This is a genomic window from Gordonia sp. (in: high G+C Gram-positive bacteria) (assembly GCF_047600565.1).
Taxonomy (GTDB): Bacteria; Actinomycetota; Actinomycetes; order Mycobacteriales; family Mycobacteriaceae; genus Gordonia.
In genome coordinates, this window is record NZ_JASGKN010000001.1 from 2280262 (window position 1) to 2296194 (window position 15933).

The 15933-nt window shown below is 67.5% G+C and carries 15 protein-coding genes; 9 read left to right on the forward strand and 6 right to left on the reverse strand.

Going from position 1 to position 15933, the window contains the following annotated elements; all coding sequences use genetic code 11:
• Nucleotides 1–31 precede the first annotated feature (31 nt).
• Both QM774_RS11075 and QM774_RS11080 read left to right on the forward strand, forming a co-directional pair.
• Nucleotides 32–1867 (forward strand): DUF2207 domain-containing protein, encoded by a 1836-nt coding sequence (locus QM774_RS11075; protein ID WP_414975923.1) that lies wholly within the window; start codon nucleotides 32–34, stop codon nucleotides 1865–1867.
• Between the two features lie 58 nt (nucleotides 1868–1925).
• On the forward strand, nucleotides 1926–2498 hold the full coding sequence (locus QM774_RS11080) for a LemA family protein (RefSeq protein ID WP_414975924.1): 573 nt from the start codon (nucleotides 1926–1928) through the stop codon (nucleotides 2496–2498).
• 93 nt (nucleotides 2499–2591) lie between these two features.
• Here the strand turns inward: QM774_RS11080 and QM774_RS11085 are convergent, their stop codons facing one another.
• On the reverse strand, nucleotides 2592–2840 hold the full coding sequence (locus QM774_RS11085; protein ID WP_414975925.1) for a hypothetical protein: 249 nt from the start codon (nucleotides 2838–2840) through the stop codon (nucleotides 2592–2594).
• Between the two features lie 39 nt (nucleotides 2841–2879).
• Entirely contained in the window at nucleotides 2880–3287 is a 408-nt protein-coding gene (locus tag QM774_RS11090; RefSeq protein WP_414975926.1) for a Rho termination factor N-terminal domain-containing protein, read from the reverse strand.
• Between the two features lie 127 nt (nucleotides 3288–3414).
• Between QM774_RS11090 and QM774_RS11095 the strand changes: the two genes are divergently transcribed.
• The 3 genes from QM774_RS11095 to gdhA all read left to right on the forward strand — a co-directional run bounded on the left by QM774_RS11095 (nucleotide 3415) and on the right by gdhA (nucleotide 5781).
• Entirely contained in the window at nucleotides 3415–3819 is a 405-nt protein-coding gene (locus QM774_RS11095; protein WP_414975927.1) for a hypothetical protein, read from the forward strand.
• 101 nt (nucleotides 3820–3920) lie between these two features.
• A complete protein-coding gene (locus QM774_RS11100; protein WP_414975928.1) occupies nucleotides 3921–4268 on the forward strand; it encodes a DUF2812 domain-containing protein in 348 nt (115 codons plus the stop codon).
• Between the two features lie 178 nt (nucleotides 4269–4446).
• A complete protein-coding gene (gene gdhA / locus QM774_RS11105) occupies nucleotides 4447–5781 on the forward strand; it encodes an NADP-specific glutamate dehydrogenase (RefSeq protein ID WP_414975929.1) in 1335 nt (444 codons plus the stop codon).
• A gap of 65 nt (nucleotides 5782–5846) precedes the next feature.
• Here the strand turns inward: gdhA and QM774_RS11110 are convergent, their stop codons facing one another.
• Entirely contained in the window at nucleotides 5847–6578 is a 732-nt protein-coding gene (locus QM774_RS11110; RefSeq protein ID WP_414975930.1) for a hypothetical protein, read from the reverse strand.
• Between the two features lie 178 nt (nucleotides 6579–6756).
• Between QM774_RS11110 and QM774_RS11115 the strand changes: the two genes are divergently transcribed.
• The 4 genes from QM774_RS11115 to QM774_RS11130 all read left to right on the forward strand — a co-directional run bounded on the left by QM774_RS11115 (nucleotide 6757) and on the right by QM774_RS11130 (nucleotide 11274).
• Nucleotides 6757–8367 (forward strand): circularly permuted type 2 ATP-grasp protein, encoded by a 1611-nt coding sequence (locus QM774_RS11115; RefSeq protein WP_414975931.1) that lies wholly within the window; start codon nucleotides 6757–6759, stop codon nucleotides 8365–8367.
• Complete coding sequence (locus QM774_RS11120) at nucleotides 8364–9332, forward strand: alpha-E domain-containing protein (protein ID WP_414975932.1); 969 nt, start codon at nucleotides 8364–8366, stop codon at nucleotides 9330–9332. Before QM774_RS11115 ends, QM774_RS11120 begins: the two co-directional genes overlap by 4 nt.
• Nucleotides 9329–10177 (forward strand): transglutaminase family protein, encoded by an 849-nt coding sequence (locus tag QM774_RS11125; RefSeq protein WP_414975933.1) that lies wholly within the window; start codon nucleotides 9329–9331, stop codon nucleotides 10175–10177. The genes QM774_RS11120 and QM774_RS11125 overlap by 4 nt, the downstream gene beginning before the upstream one ends.
• A 104-nt stretch (nucleotides 10178–10281) precedes the next feature.
• Complete coding sequence (locus tag QM774_RS11130) at nucleotides 10282–11274, forward strand: hypothetical protein (RefSeq protein WP_414975934.1); 993 nt, start codon at nucleotides 10282–10284, stop codon at nucleotides 11272–11274.
• Nucleotides 11275–11295: 21 nt separating this feature from the next.
• Here the strand turns inward: QM774_RS11130 and QM774_RS11135 are convergent, their stop codons facing one another.
• Genes QM774_RS11135 through QM774_RS11145 form a run of 3 tightly spaced genes read right to left on the reverse strand, consistent with a single transcriptional unit; the run spans nucleotide 11296 to nucleotide 15838 of the window.
• On the reverse strand, nucleotides 11296–12552 hold the full coding sequence (locus QM774_RS11135; RefSeq protein ID WP_414975935.1) for a PucR family transcriptional regulator: 1257 nt from the start codon (nucleotides 12550–12552) through the stop codon (nucleotides 11296–11298).
• A gap of 29 nt (nucleotides 12553–12581) precedes the next feature.
• Nucleotides 12582–13991, reverse strand: coding sequence for a phytoene desaturase family protein (locus tag QM774_RS11140; RefSeq protein ID WP_414975936.1), 1410 nt, complete (start codon nucleotides 13989–13991; stop codon nucleotides 12582–12584).
• The gene (locus QM774_RS11145; protein WP_414975937.1) at nucleotides 13988–15838 is read right to left on the reverse strand and encodes a DUF3556 domain-containing protein; all 1851 of its coding nucleotides are present in this window, start codon (nucleotides 15836–15838) and stop codon (nucleotides 13988–13990) included. The genes QM774_RS11140 and QM774_RS11145 overlap by 4 nt, the downstream gene beginning before the upstream one ends.
• Between the last annotated feature and the right edge of the window lie 95 nt (nucleotides 15839–15933).

Consider the following 15933-nt stretch of genomic DNA (forward strand, 5'->3'; position numbering starts at 1 on the left):
ACGCACCGAAGAGAACCGTAGGATCGGCTCCATGAAACGGGTTCTCCTGTCGGTGGCGGTGCTGCTCCTGACACTCCTCGGACTGTGTCTGCCGCTCCTGTCGTTCGGCTCGGACAGCACGCCGACCGTCGCCGACCCGGTCACCGTCAACGACTACAAGGCCGACGTCACCATCGCCCGGGACGGCACCCTGACCGCCACCGAGACGGTGACCGCACAGTTCCCGTACGGCCGGCACGGCCTGTACCGCTACTTCGACCTGGCGTCGTCCTACGACAAGGGTGTGCGGTTCGAACCGAAGGACATCCACGTCACCATGGACGGCGCCGCCGTCCCCACCGCCCTGTCGTGGGAGGACCACAAACGATTCCGGGTGGTCCGCATCGGTGACGCCGACAGGCTCGTCGATCCCGGTGAACACGTCTACCGGCTGAGCTACACGATCCCCGGCACCCTCGGACCGTCGAACGCCCCGACCGACGAGAACGGCACCTACAGCTGGGGCCGTGCTGACGCATCCATGCTGATCTGGCGGGTGGTGGCCAACGGCTGGCAGCTGCCGATGCAGCAGACCGAGAGCACCGTCCACCTGCCGAGTGAACCGACGTCGTTCAACTGCTCGGTGACCGGTGGCGGCGCCTGCCAGGTGACCGCCCCCGACGCACGGACCCGCGTGGTGACGACCGGCGCCCTGCCCCCCGACACCGGTGTCGCGGTACGCGCCGACTTCCCGTTCCCGGCACCGTCTCGGCACACCGTTCCGTGGTCCATCCACTACGACCCGGTCCTCGGCCGATCGCTGACCGGCCTCATCGTGGCGCTCGTCGCGTCACTGCTGACCTTCGTGATCGGTCTGGTGTGGAATCTGCGCAGCCGTGAAGGACCCCCGCTGCGACCGGTGCAGTACGGCCCGCCCGCCGATCCCCAGCGTCCCAACAAGGTGCTGGGACCGGCGCAGACCTTCTACATCGCCAACGAGCACATGTCGACGAAGGCGCTCACCGCGACGATCTTCCACCTCGCCGAGGAGAAGGCGGTGACCCTCGACCGCAGCGACGGCAAGAACTGGACGGTCACCTCCAACGTCACCCCCGAGATGCTGGCTCAACTCGATCCGGCCGACCAGGCCGTACTCCAGGGCCTGGGCCTCACCCAGCAGGGCAGCGTCTTCAAGGCCGACGGATCCGCCGACGCCGGCCGCCTGCTCGGATCGACGCAGAGCTCCCTCGACGACGCCGTCAAGATCTGGGGGTCGTCGTCGGGCACCATCACGATCAGCAGCTCCGAGGTCCTGGGCCGCCTGCTGGTGAGCTTCGCGGTGATCGCATCGATCGTGCTGCTGATCTTCCGCTGGCTGCCCGCGACCATCTGGGTGCTGCCGCTCGCCGCATTCGCCATCGGCGGCGCCGGACTGTGGATGGACGGAGTCGGCACGCGCCGCACCAAGCTGGGCCGGGACGTGTGGTCGCAGGCGTCCGGCTTCGAACGCCTGCTGTCCACCCGGTCCAATGAGGAACGTCTGGACTTCAGCGCCCGCAAAGACCTGTTCACCGACTACATCCCGTACGCCATCGCGTTCGGCTGCGCCGACGCCTGGGCCGACAAGTACCGGTACGCCACCGGCCACGAACCGCCCGAGCCCACCTGGTTCGGCGGCGGCTTCTACTCGCCGATCATGATCGGTGGCTTCGGCGGCTCCGGTTCCGGGTTCGACAGCTTCGAGTCGAGCCTGTCGTCGTCGATCTCCGCCTACAGCGCGCAGCAGGCCGCGTCGTCGTCCAGCAGTGGCGGTGGTTTCGGCGGTGGCGGTTTCGGCGGCGGCTTCGGTGGCGGAGGCGGCGGCGGTGGAGGCGGCGGTTCCTGGTGATCCTCCGCCCGCGATTCACGCATAATCGACAGCAAGACTCCTACTGGAAGAGAAACCTATGGGTACCCTCGCGATCGTTTTGATCGTCATCGCCGTCATCGTCGTGCTGCTGGTGCTGTTCGGCGTCTACGCGTTCAACAAGCTGCGTCGTGCCGACATCGCCTGCGAGGAGTCGCTGGGCGGGATCGACGTCCAGCTGACCCGGCGCGCCGATCTGATCCCGAACCTGGTGAACACGGTGAAGGGCTACGCCGCGCACGAGAGCAGCGTCCTGGAGGCCGTGACCCAGGCGCGCGGCCAGGTGCAGGCCGCCGCCAAGGGCACCGACGTCCCCGCGAAGGCCGCGGCCGACGCCAACCTGACCGGTGCTCTGGGCCGCCTCTTCGCGGTCGCCGAGAACTACCCGCAGCTGCAGGCCGCCCCCAACTTCATGGCGCTGCAGACCGAGCTGAGCGACACCGAGAACAAGATCTCGTTCGCCCGCCAGTACTACAACGACGCCGTCTCGCGGCTCAACCAGCTGGTGAAGACCATCCCGTGGATGATGTTCGCCCCCATGGCCGGAGTGAAGGCCCGCGAGTTCTACCAGGCCCCCGCGGGTCAGGAGCAGGCTCCCACCGTCCAGTTCTGACCGGACTCGACAGACGGGGAAGGCCCCGGAGGACTGGATCGCATCCAGTGCCTCCGGGGCCTTCTCCCTGTTCCGGCCTTCGCCCCGGTCCGGTCAGTGCCGGCCGTGGTGATGGCGCGGATAACGCACGCGCAGCACGCCGTAGAGGTAGGTGCTCACGATCAGCAGGGCGGCCGAGCCGAGGGTCCACCACAGCCAGCCGTTGAACAGCGACTCGCGCACCGCGTGCACCAGCCACATCATGGCGAGCAGCACGGTGGTGATGGTCGAGAGGAACCGCACGATCAGCACCAGCGCGGTCGCCGTGCTCCACGCGGCCTCGCGGCCGGAACCCTGCGTCATGGCTCGGTCAGCCCAGGTCTCGATCAGCTCAGGTCTCGGTCAGCCGAGTGCGGCGATCAGCTCGGCCTTCTTCATCGTCGAGTAGCCCTTGATGCCCTTGGCCTTGGCCTCGGCGCGCAGCTCGGCCACCGACTTGGCGGCGGCACCGCCGGCGGTCTTCGCCGGAGCCTTCTTCGCCGGGGCCTTCTTGGCCGGCGCCTTCGCGGGGGCCTTCGTCGCGGCCGGCTTCTTCACGTCGGCCTTGACCTTCTTGGCCTCGGTCTTGATCTCGTCCTTGGCGGACGTCGCGGCGGCCTTGGTCTTGGCCGCTTCCTTCTTCACCTCAGCCTTGACCGAGTCCTTGGTCTTCTTCGCGTTCTTCGCGGTGTCCTTGCGCAGACCGCGCACCTCACCGGTGAGCCGCGAGACGTCCTGCTGCAGCTGCTTGAGAAGCTTCTTCACGCCCATGTCTGTCCCTCCGGGTGTCGACGGCCGACGCTCGGCCTGGTTCCATTGTGCCTGCAGGGTGCCCCGATCGGGGCACCTCCCCCGGCCCCGGCGTGCCCGGCGGCCCAGCGGAGAAGGAGCACGGCGCATGACCCGAACCCGGGGATCCGGCCTGCGGGCGGCCGTCGTCGCCCTGGCTGTGCCCGGGCTGCTCGTGGTGTCGGCGTGCGGGCCCGACCCGGCCGCGGATGCCGCACCGACGGTGTTCACCGACTGGGAGGATCCGGTCGATGCGGTGCGCACCCTGACCTACTCCGACGACGGTCGTGAGGTCACCTGCACCATGCCGGACGTGTTCGCCGACGAGATCGTGACGCCGTCGGGTTGTGCGGTGCGGTTCTACCGAAAGGACCTGATGAAGACGGCGATCGACCTGCGGGTCGGGCCGGCGCACGGGGTGTGGCTGCTGACGCCGGCCGAGGCACAGGAGCCGATCGTCGTGCAGCGGGTGACCGGTCAGACCCTGCGACCGGACTTTCCCCCGACGAATTGAGACGTCCGACACTTTTTGTGTCATCTGCCTTGCGGCGTTTCCAGATCGCGCCGATCCTGGGAGACGAAACAAACCGATTCGTCTCACCCTGGAGGTCAGAGATGTCGACCGCTTACCTGGTGCCCCTGCGCCACCCGTCGCAGGAGAGCTTCGAGAACTACCTGGAGGCCAAGGCCGCCGACGGCCAGCTGCTCACCGGCTTCGACCGACTGCACGCCCTGCGCCTGAACTTCGATTCCGATGCGCCCCAGCGCATCCGCTACGCCTTCGACCGTCGCCCCGGCGCCGCACCGATCGACTACTACCGGGCTCGCGAACAGCGCGGCTGGGAGCACGTCGGCTCATCCGGCGACATCCACCTGTGGCGCCGCGAGTACACCGGCGAACGCCCGGAGGGCTTCATCGGCGGTGAACTGGTGCCGCAGGCGCCGGCCCTGACCCGCGGCTGACCCGACACGCTTCCTCCGGCCGGCCTCGCCTTCGGGCGAGGCCGGCCGGATTCGTCTTGGCACATCCTCCAAACCGGATTGTGATCATCGGACACGACGCCGATAAGGTGCCTTTGTACCTTTTCCGGCGTTGGCCGATTCCCGATTCGCTGCAACGACGCAGCACAGGAGCAGTGCAGTGACTGATTCCCTCAAGGACGTCTACGACGTCGTCATCCGCCGCAACCCGGGCGAGCCGGAGTTCCACCAGGCCGTGCAGGAGGTGTTCGACTCGCTGGCGCCGGTGATGCGCAAGCATCCCGAGTACGTCGACGTGATGACTCGCATGTGCGAGCCGGAGCGGCAGATCATCTTCCGCGTGCCGTGGACCGACGACAACGGCAAGGTCCAGATCAACCGCGGTTTCCGCGTCGAGTTCAACTCCGCCCTCGGCCCCTACAAGGGCGGTCTGCGCTTCCACCCGTCGGTGAACCTGTCGATCGTCAAGTTCCTCGGCTTCGAGCAGATCTTCAAGAACTCGCTGACCGGGCTGCCCATCGGCGGCGGCAAGGGCGGTTCGGACTTCGACCCCAAGGGCCGCTCGGATCTGGAGATCATGCGGTTCTGCCAGTCCTTCATGACCGAGCTGTACCGCCACATCGGCGAGTACACGGACGTTCCCGCCGGCGACATCGGTGTCGGCGGCCGCGAGATCGGCTACCTGTTCGGCCAGTACAAGCGCATCACCAACCGCTACGAGTCGGGCGTCCTCACCGGCAAGGGCCTGGCATGGGGCGGCTCGCAGGTGCGTCCGGAGGCCACCGGCTACGGCGCGGTGTTCTTCGTCGACAACATGCTCAAGGCCAAGGGCGAGAGCTTCGAGGGCAAGAAGGTCCTCGTCTCCGGCTCCGGCAACGTCGCCACCTACGCGATCGAAAAGGTCCACCAGCTCGGCGGCACCGTGATCGGCTGCTCGGATTCGTCCGGCTACGTGATCGACGAGAAGGGCATCGACCTGGACATCCTCAAGGAGGTCAAGGAGGTGCGCCGGGCCCGCCTGTCCGAGTACGTCGACCTGCGCGGCAACGGCACCAAGCTGGGCACCGACGGCAGCCTGTGGAACGTTCCCGCCGACATCGCGCTGCCGTGCGCGACGCAGAACGAACTGAACGAGGACGACGCCGAGGCCCTGGTGAAGAACGGCTGCCAGATCGTCGGCGAGGGCGCCAACATGCCCACCACCCCCGAGGCCATCAAGGTGCTGCAGGGTGCGGGCGTCGGCTTCGCGCCGGGCAAGGCCGCCAATGCCGGCGGTGTGGCCACCAGCGCCCTGGAGATGCAGCAGAACGCCTCGCGCGACTCGTGGAGCTTCGAGTACACCGAGGAGCGCCTGAGCGACATCATGAGCTCGGTCCACGACCAGTGCGTGCAGACCGCCGAGGAGTACAACGAGCCCGGCAACCTGATCGCCGGCGCCAACATCGCCGGCTTCGTGAAGGTCGCCGACGCCATGCTGGCTCTGGGCGTCATCTGACCGCTCTCCGGACACGACGAAGGCCGCGGATCATTCCGCGGCCTTCGTCGTCTCCGCGTCCGGGGTCAGGCGCTCTTCTGAGCGACGCGGTCGACGGCCTTGGTGAACACGTCGTCGAACGCGGCGTCGTCGACGTCGCCCTGCTGCGAGGTGAACTGGACGGTCACGGTGTATCCGTTGACCTCGGCCATGCCGACCCGGCCGGTCGAGTTCACCGACTGCCCCTGGTACGACATCGCGGTCTTCGACTCGATCACCATGGCGTCGTCGGCCGCCGTCTTCGGCGCCGTCACCTCATGCTGTTCGGTGGTCCCCGATGCCCCGGCGGCGACACCCGAGTTCATCGTGACGCTGAGCTTGTCGCAGCCGTCGGCCAGCATGGTGCGCTGGGTGCCGAGGTCGGTCTTCTGCGCCATCACCACCACCGCCGCCGTGTCGGTGCCCTTCATGCCCATCGCCATGCCCATGTCGTCGAGCTTCACCGTGTCCGGGATCGCCGAGGCCTGCTTGCAGTGCGCCGGCGTGATCGTCGAGTCCTTCACGCTGCTGAGCGTCTGATCCATCATCTGCTGCATCTCCGGGCCCTTCGGGACCTCCTGGGCCTGGAAGCCGGACGGGAACTCTGCGGCCGGCAGCACCAGATCCTGGACGAGTGCCGGGTCGGCGGCCTTGGCCGAACCACCCGAGCCCTGCGCGCCCTTCGAGTCGTCGTGGTGGGTGTAGCCGCCGCAGGCGGTGAGCAGGACGGCGCTGCCGGCCAGCATGCCGCCGGCGAGGACCTTGGTGACGTGACGCATGAGGATTTCCTTCTTCGAAGCGGGGACTCGGATGTCCTGGATCTGACGGTGGCGACCGCCCGGTTTGTTCCCGGGAGATTCCCGATCCCGGTCGCGATCCGCCGAATCCGGGCGAACGTTAACGTGGCCGAAACCCGAATGTAAGCGGCCGTCGCCGAAGCCGGGGACGATTCACGGTATGAACGAGAGCGCCTTCCGTCAGTACGAGGACGGGATGGATCAGGCCGCCGTGGACGAGATGTTCCGTCCCGACGGAACGGTCCGGCCACCGTATCGCGGGATCGCCTCCGCGCTGTCGGCGATCGACGCCGGAACCTTGAAGACCCGCCTCGACGCCCTCGGGCGCGCCTACATCGACCAGGGCATCACCTTCTCGCTGTCGGGCAAGGAGCGGCCTTTCCCGCTCGATCCGGTGCCGCGGGTGATCAGTGCTTCCGAGTGGAAGAGTCTGGAGGCCGGCATCACCCAGCGTGTGCGGGCGCTGGAGATGTTCCTCGACGACGTCTACGGCGAGCAGGCCATCCTCGGCGACGGGGTGATCCCGCGGCGCCTCATCAACTCGTGCGAGCACTTCCATCGGCAGGCCGCCGGAATCCGGCCGCCCAACGGCGTGCGGATCCACGTCGCCGGCATCGACCTGATCCGCGACGACGACGGCGACCTCCGCGTGCTGGAGGACAACGTGCGGTCGCCGTCCGGGGTGTCGTATGTGATCGAGAACCGCCGCACCATGGCGCGCGTGTTCCCGGACCTGTTCGCCGCCCACCGGGTCCGCGCGGTCCGCGACTATCCGCGCCACCTGCTGAAGGCGCTGCAGGCGTCGGCGCCGACCAACGTCACCGAACCGACCGTGGTGGTTCTGACGCCGGGTGTCGCGAACTCGGCCTACTTCGAGCATTCGCTGCTGGCCCGCCAGATGGGTGTGGAGCTGGTGGAGGGGCGCGACCTGTTCTGCCGCGACAACATCGTCTACATGCGGACCACCGACGGCGAGACCCGGGTGGACGTCATCTACCGCCGCATCGACGACGCCTTCCTGGATCCGCTGCACTTCCGGCCGGACTCGATGCTGGGCGTCGCCGGACTGGTGAACGCGGCCCGCGCCGGCAACGTCGTCATCTCCAGCGCCATCGGCAACGGCGTCGCCGACGACAAGCTCGTCTACACGTATGTGCCGGACATCATCCGCTACTACCTGAACGAGAAGCCGCTCATCGAGAACGTCGACACCTTCCGCTGCTGGCTGCCCGACGAGTGCGCCGAGGTGCTCGGCCGGATGGACGAGCTGGTCATCAAACCGGTGGAGGGCAGCGGCGGCTACGGCATCGTGTTCGGGCCGAGCGCGACCCGCGCCGAACTCGACGAGTTGCGCACCAAGATCGTCGCCAATCCGCGCGGCTGGATCGCCCAGCCGCAGATCGCCCTGTCGACCAATCCGACGGTCACCGAGAACGGTCTGGAGCCGCGTCACGTGGATCTGCGGCCGTTCGCGGTGAACGACGGCGAATCGGTGTGGGTGCTGCCCGGCGGCCTGACCCGCGTCGCCCTGGAGAAGGGCTCGCTGGTGGTGAACTCGTCCCAGGGCGGCGGCTCCAAAGACACCTGGGTGCTGGCCACCAAGACCTCGCACGAGATCCCCGAGGTGGACGACGAGGAGGCGCTGCTCGACGCGGACATCCCGCCGGCCGCGGTGCCGCCGCCGAGCACCCCGCCGTTCGTCGCCTCGGTGGACCGGCAACAGCAACAGCAACAGCAGGGCCGGAACGAGAAGGAGGTGACGATCCGATGATGCTCGCGCGCAACGCCGACTCCCTCTTCTGGATCGGCCGTTATGTGGAACGGGCCGACGACATGGCCCGCATTCTGGACGTGTCGGTGCAGCAGCTGTTGGAGGACCCGACGGGTGACACCGACCGGATGGTGCGGCACGTACTGTCGGTGCTCGGCTTCATCCCCGACGACACCCCGCAGTCGGTGTGGACGCTCGCCGACCGGGTGGCCTACGACCGCACCGATCCGGCGTCGATCGCCGGCATCGTCTACGCGGCCCGCGAGAACGCGCGCGGTGCCCGCGAGGTGATCTCCAGTGAGATGTGGGAATGCCTCAACGCGACGTATCAGGGTCTCGGGGAGGCCGAGCGTCGTGCCCGGCGTCTCGGCCCGCACGCCTTCCTCAGCTACGTGAAGGAACGCGCCGCGATGTTCGCCGGCCTGGCCGACGCCACGCTCAGCCACGACGACGGCTACAGCTATCTGCTGCTGGGCCGGTCCATCGAACGCGTCGACATGCTGGTGCGCATGCTGCTGTCGCCGTCCGGTGAACGCAACAACTCCCCCACCTGGATGAGTGTGTTGACCGCGGTGGGTGCGCAGGACACCTATGTCCGCGCCTATCGCGGCGCCGTCAACGCCGAGAACGTCATCGAGTTCCTGGTGCTGGACCGGCTGTTCCCTCGGTCGATCTTCAACGCTCTGCGCACGGCCGAGGTGAATCTGGCCGAGCTGGATCGCCGGCCGGACCGGGTGGGCGCGCAGTCCGAGGCGATGACGCTGCTCGGCCGGGCGCGCAGCGGGCTCGAGTTCATCGATCCGGCCGCACTGATCGACGACCTGATGCCCAAGCTGCTGGAGCTGCAGGCGTCGTGCCGGGCGGTCAGCGAATGCATCGCCGAGGAGCACTTCCACGTCGAACCGTGGTTGTCGTGGACCGACACCGGTCTGGTCAACAATCCCGAGGAGGGGGTCTTCCGGTGACCGCCCGGCTCCGCGTGGTGCACTCCACGTCCTTCGCCTATGCGGCCACGGTGACGTCGTCGTTCAACGAGACCCGCCTGACGCCGCGCAGCGATGCCCGGCAGACCGTGATCGTCGACCACGTCGACACCTCCCCGGCCGCCCGCCAGTACCGGTACACCGACTATTGGGGCACCGTCGTCAACGCCTTCGACCTGCACACCCCGCACGATCGGCTGGAGGTGACCGGCACGGCGGTGGTGGAGACCGAGGATGCGGCCGCCGATGCCGAGGACCGCAGTGTCGCCTGGGACGTGCTGGCCACCGATGCGGTGATCGACGAATACGACGAATGGCTCTCGGGCACCCAGTACACGACGCCGGGCGGCGAACTCGCCGACCTCGCGCGTCAGGCCGCCGAAGGCCTCGGGCCGGCCGCCGCCGTGGAGGCGGTGATCGCGCGGGTCCGGCAGGAGATGACCTACCGGCCCGGCACCACCGAGGTGCATTCGACCGCGGTCGAATCGTGGACCAAACGGTCCGGCGTGTGTCAGGACTTCGCGCACGTGACGCTGTCGATGATCCGCAGCCTGGGGATTCCGGCCCGCTACGTGTCCGGCTACCTGTTCCCGCGCGAGTTCCCCGCCGTCGGCGAAACCCTCGACGGTGAGAGTCACGCGTGGATCGAGGTGTGGACCGGCGGCTGGTGGGGCATCGATCCGACCAACGACCAGTTGATCACCGACCACTACGTGCAGATCGGCACCGGACGCGACTACGCCGACGTCCCCCCGCTCAAGGGCGTGTACACCGGCGGCGACGGTTCGACACTCGAGGTCGAGGTGCTGATCACCCGCCTCGCGTGAGACACCCCCGGCATTGATACAAACTTGCCATTCGTGTATCAATCTCAGGGTCAGGGGCGTATACCTTGACCATCGTTCATTTCAGTCGGAGGGAAATGTCCACCATGCGCAAACTCGCCTCAGCTGTATCGCTGACCGCGGCCGCGGCCACCCTGTGGTCGGGTGTCGGTTCTGCGGGCGCCGACCCGAATATTCAGATTCCCGGAACCGATGACGGCGTTCCCAACTGTGCGGTGCTGCAGCCACGCGCGATGGCCGGCTACATCGGCACCAACGATCCGAAGCCGGCCCGCACGATGGACGAGGACTTCGCGAAGGTGCCGAAGGACTGGTGCAACACCTCGGTCGGCTACAGCCGGCTGTGGTTCGACAAGAAGCAAGGCGTGACGTTCGGCATCCCCGACACCCTGAACGCCCTCTTCCCGTACAACAACGCCGAGATGCTGTCCAAGCCGACCTTCAAGCCGGGCTGGACGATGACCATGCGGGTCGGCGGCACCAAGGACATTCCGTCCTGGGCAGGCACCACCGGCTGGGGCGTCTCGAACCGATCGATCGATCCGTTGGGCCTGGAGATCGCCTGGTTCATGTACAACGGCGCCAACCCGCCGGTCGGCGCCGTCAGCACTCTCGGCAAGCCCATCATCAACGCCCTCGGCATGGACTTTCCGCGCGGCTTCTTCCTGATGACGAAGAAGGCCGGTGAGATCGTTCCGCAGATCCGGCTGCTGCCGGAGAAGTACCTGAAGAGTGAGCATGACTATTCGGTGGTGCTCGGCAAGAAGCAGGTGAAGTTCCTCATCGACGGCAAGGAGGCCGGCACCGATGTCGCGCCGTTCTACGTCGACGGCCGGAAGCGGGGCGGCAAGGGCACGCACTACGGAACGTTCAACAACGCCCCGATCGGCACCTGGCACGATATTTCCGGCCAGCCCGTGCCGCTGCTGGGCCAGATGTGGCTCGACTCGGGCTACTGGTTCCCGCTGCCGATCCCGGAGTGGAACAACCGCTGGCAGAAGGCGTACATGAAGCGCTACGTGCAGGGCCCGTCGGATGTCACCCCGACGACACTGACCGACTTCGCCGGCTTCAAGTGAGCTAGCACCTCGAGCCGGCCGTCAGTCACCGAGGACGGCCGACCCCAGGTACTCGCACACGGTGAGGGCCAGGGCCAGATCCATCCGGTCGTGCCGGCCGGGCAGCAGATCGGTCGCCTTGCCGATCCGGTACTTGACCGTGTTGCGGTGCAGCAGCAGCTGTTCGGCGGCGCGGACGTGACTTTCGCCGCACGAGTAGTACACCGACAGGGTCTCCCGCAGGATCTCGGCGTTGTCGTTGTCGGCGGCGAGGGGACCGAGGACCTCCCGCACCCACTCTCGGGTCGAGTCCAGATCGCGCGCCATCACCGAGACGACCGCGATGCCGCGGTCGCCGAAGCCCACCACTCCCGGCGCCGTCCGCCCACCGGTGGACGCCACCTCGTAGGCGGCGCGCGCCTGCTGGTGTGAGCGCCGGAATCCGCCGACCCCGCCGCCGGGGAGGCCGAGGGCGAGCCGCGCCCCGGCCGGCAACGTCACCTGTCCGGCGACCGTCTCCGCGTCGGTCGACGGAAGGTGACGGCCGAACGGGATCCACAGCCACACCGTGTTGCGGTCGGCGGCGGTGACGATCGGCGGCGCCTCGGCCCGCAGTTCCGCGGCGATCGACCGGGCCACCCGATCCAGTTCGGTCAGGCCGGCCGCCGACTCCCCCGCCCACAGGATGGCGGCGAGATGGGTGCGGCCGAGCCGGTAGCCGGTCTCCTTCTCGAAGGCCTCCGGCCGGACCGCGTCGTCGAGCAGCTGGTTGACCGTCGCCGACAGCACGTTGCCTTCTGCGCCGATCCAGCGCTGCGCCTCGTTCTCGTAGGCCCGGAAGACGTAACGGGAGATCCAGTCGATGTAGTCGTAGACGATCTGTCCGATCAGCTTCGAGGCGCCGATCACCTCGTCGCGGGGCAGGTCGAGATCGGCGATGAAGTCCAGGCATTGCTGATTGAACTCGTGCTCGCCCATCTGATAGGCGCGCATCAGCGAGTTCGACGGCACCTGACGCTGGGCCAGCCGCAGCGCGTATTCGACCGCCGCCGTCGTCGGCTGGGTGTGCTCGAGGGGAACGTCGTTGGCGAGCATGTAGATCATCGTCGAGATGTTGCCTTCGACGCTCGCGTGCAGCAGGTCCACCAGGACCGGATCGCCGTCGAGCTGATCGATCTCCAGCATCTTCTCGGTCATGGCGTCGACCATCAGTCCTTCGATGGCGCGGAGCCGTCCGGCGACCTCGGCCACGATCTCGCGGAGGCGGGGATCATGATCGGTGTCGACCGGACGGCTCATGCGTGCATCCTGCACCCTGACCGACGTCCTCACGCCTTCTTCAGCGCGGACATCGCGGCGTGGTGGCCGCACAGGCCGTGGATGCCGGCGCCGGGGGGAGCCGTCTGCGAGCAGATGTAGACGCCGTCGACGCCGGTGGCGTACGGGTCGAGCCCGATGCGGGGACGGAACAGCATCTGCAGCCCGTCGTTGGCGCCGCCGATGATGTCGCCGGCCGCGTAGTTCGGGTTGTACTGCGCCAACTGGACCGGTCCCTTCGACTCGACCGAGACGACGGTGTCCCGGAATCCCGGGGCGAACCGTTCGATCTGCGCGATCACCGCCTCGGTGGCGTCGCCGTCGTAGCCGGCCGGGACGTGCGCGTACGACCAGATCGGGTTGACGTCGCCGTTGCTGCGGCTCGGGTCGGCGAGATACTGCTGGCCGACCAGGACGAACGGGCGGTCCGCCATCTGACCGGCGGCACGTTGCCGTTCGGTCTCGATGATCTCCGGCAGCGCGCCGCCGAGGTGGACGGTGCCCGCCCGGGTGGCCTCCGGATTGCGCCACGGGATGTCACCGGTGATCGCGAAATCGACCTTGAAGGCGGCGGACCCGACCCGGTACCGCTGATACGACCGGGCGATGCGTGCCGGCATCAGGTCGCCGTACAGCGAATGCACCTGGGCGGCGGACAGGTCGAGGAGCACCAGGTCGGCGGCGGGGATCTGCGCACGGTCGGTGACGGTCACGCCCGTCTCGATCCGTCCACCGAGATCGGTGAGTGCCGCCGCCGCCGCACGGGTGATGGCACCGGATCCGCCGACGGCCACCGGCCAGCCGAACTTGTGGCCGCTCGCGGTGATCATCAGTCCGAGGGAGGCGGTCATGGGCCGGTCCAGCCGGGTGAACGCGTGGGCGGCGACGCCCGCGTACAGCGCCTGCGCTTCCGGCGTCTTGAAGTACTTGGCCAGTGTGGTCGCCGGCAACAGCGCCTTCGGCCCGAACATGCCCAGTTTGAACGGATGGTGCGGGATGTTGATGATCGGCCGCAGCAGGTCCGGGGCGATGTCGTCGAAGTCGGCGACGAGACGATCGAACGTGCAATGCCACCGTGTGCCGTCCTCACCGAGTCCGTCGGCCGTCTCGTCGAGCGACTGATGCAGGACCGCGGCCGAACCACTGTCGAGCGGGTGGACGCAGTCGATCTCCGGCCACGCCCACTGCAGGCCGTAGCGGTCCAGTCCGAACTCGGTCCAGACCGGTGAACTGACACCCATCGGGTGGAACGCCGAGCAGAAGTCGTGGATCAGGCCGGGGGTGCCGAGCTCGCCTGAGCGGGCTCCGCCACCGATCTGGTCGCCGGCCTCGAGGACCGTGACCTCCACACCCTGCTTCGCGAGGCGCAGGCCGGCGGCGAGCCCGTTGGGCCCACCGCCGACCACCACTGCCGTCGTCACGGCTGCGTGACTTCCTGCCGCTTGGGCGCCTTCTTGCCGGTGACCGTGCTCCGGCTCGGCACCCGATCGCTGCGCCAGGTGACGTTGATCGGAATCGGTCCGTTGGGCAGCCACGGCTGCTCTTCGACCGCGTCCGCCACGTTCCAGGTGCCGCGCTCGATGATGCCCAGGGCCGCGTCGATCACCATGTACTCCTGCGTCTTCTTGTGGATGGGCTGCGACTCCACCCAGACGACGGTGAACTCACCCGGTTCGAAGCCGACCCGCTTCTGGATGGCTTCGATCAGCCGCCAGTTGTGGAAGTGGCCGTCACCGAAGTTGAAGCCCAGCATCGAGTTGCAGGCGAACTCGCCCTCGCGGATCGTGTAGTCGCTGATGGCGTCCTCACCGAGCTCCCGGTACAGCACAGAGTAGAGGCCTCGGCCCTGGCTGTGCATGGAGCGCCAGCCGATGGTCTGCTGCATGGTGATCTCGGCGATCTCCGGCTCGTAACCGATCTGCTCGAGCTGGGTCACGTTGTTCTTCGCCGGACGCACGATCGCGTCGCTGTTGAGCTTCTCCTCGGCGCCCGGGGTGAACGCCCACATGGCCGACGCCCAGTTGCCGGCGTACTGCCGCAGCGACGGCAGGAACGACACCAGGTCCGGTCGCAGGTTGCCGAGGACCGGCATGACCAGCAGTGCGGCGGCGAGCAGGATCAGCAGCCAGGTCGGGCTGAAGTCGGCGACGCCGAAGCCCTCCCAGGACGGGTAGCCCCAGAACAGGAACACCGACAGGAACGCGAACAGCAGGTTCCACTCCAGCGGCACCGCGAGCGGGAACGTGGAGAAGATGAACAGGTGGAAGCAGACCATCAGGACGACGGCGGCCAGGGTCAGCCACTTGTATCCGGAGAACAACAGGACCAGCGGGGTCACGATCTCCACGAGGGTGCCCAGCACGTGTCCCTGGAAGGAGGCGAGCTTGGACGGGCGCAGGTCGTTCGGGAAGTTCCGGTAGTTCATCCGCTTGATGGCCCGGATGGTGAGCCACGGGGTGTTCGAGATCATCGGCGGGATCACGTTGGTGAAATGCTTGCCGATCTTGGAGACGCCGGCACCGATCCACACGATCACGATCAGCAGCTTGGCCGCGATGATCATGTTGGTGAACGGCAGGAAGGCGAAGAACACGACGGCCGGCAGGTACTGCTCGGCGCGCGATCCCAGGAAGGCGACCTTGTCGCGCAGACCCAAGACGATCCACAGCACCAGCAACGGGTACAGGATGACCGGGTTGATCAGTCCGTGCGAGGCGTCGACGTCGAGCGGGGTGTTGGCCATCGCCTCGGTGAACGAGGCCGACTGCCGTCCGGGCATCGCGACACCGACGAGCAGGTTCGCCAGGAAGGCGAGGTACACCACGACGTCGAACACGGTGCGCGAGTCACCACCGGTGCCGGGCACCTTGTCCGGCCACGGCGCCATGCGGATGGTGCCCGGGCGTGCCCAGAACAGGATGCCGCCGGTCTGCGGCTTGAACTTGCCGGCCAGCATGCCCCACGATCCGGCGATGCCGATCGCTTCGAGCAGCACCGTCCACAGGATCAGCTTCTGATAGACGATCGGTTCGTTCCACCAGTCGCTGATGTGCAGCGGGTTCAGGCCGGAGGTGAGGGTCGCGAGGCTGATGCCGGCGACGAGGTAGAGCACCGCGATCTTCACCAGATAGATCACGTGCACCATCTTCGGGGTACCGAAGCCGTATTCGGCCCAGTGGGTGGAGAGGGTGCGCACGCGGTCGCGCAGCGGCTCGTTGAGGAAGGCCGGCGGATCCACCGGCGGGAAGTCTGCTTCTTTGAATCCCATTGTCTTTCTCCTTCGGGGTTCGTCGTCGTTGATCGGTTCGAGGGCGTGCTTCACCGCGCCGAGAGGTCGTCTCGGTTCTTCAGCGGGAGGCGGTG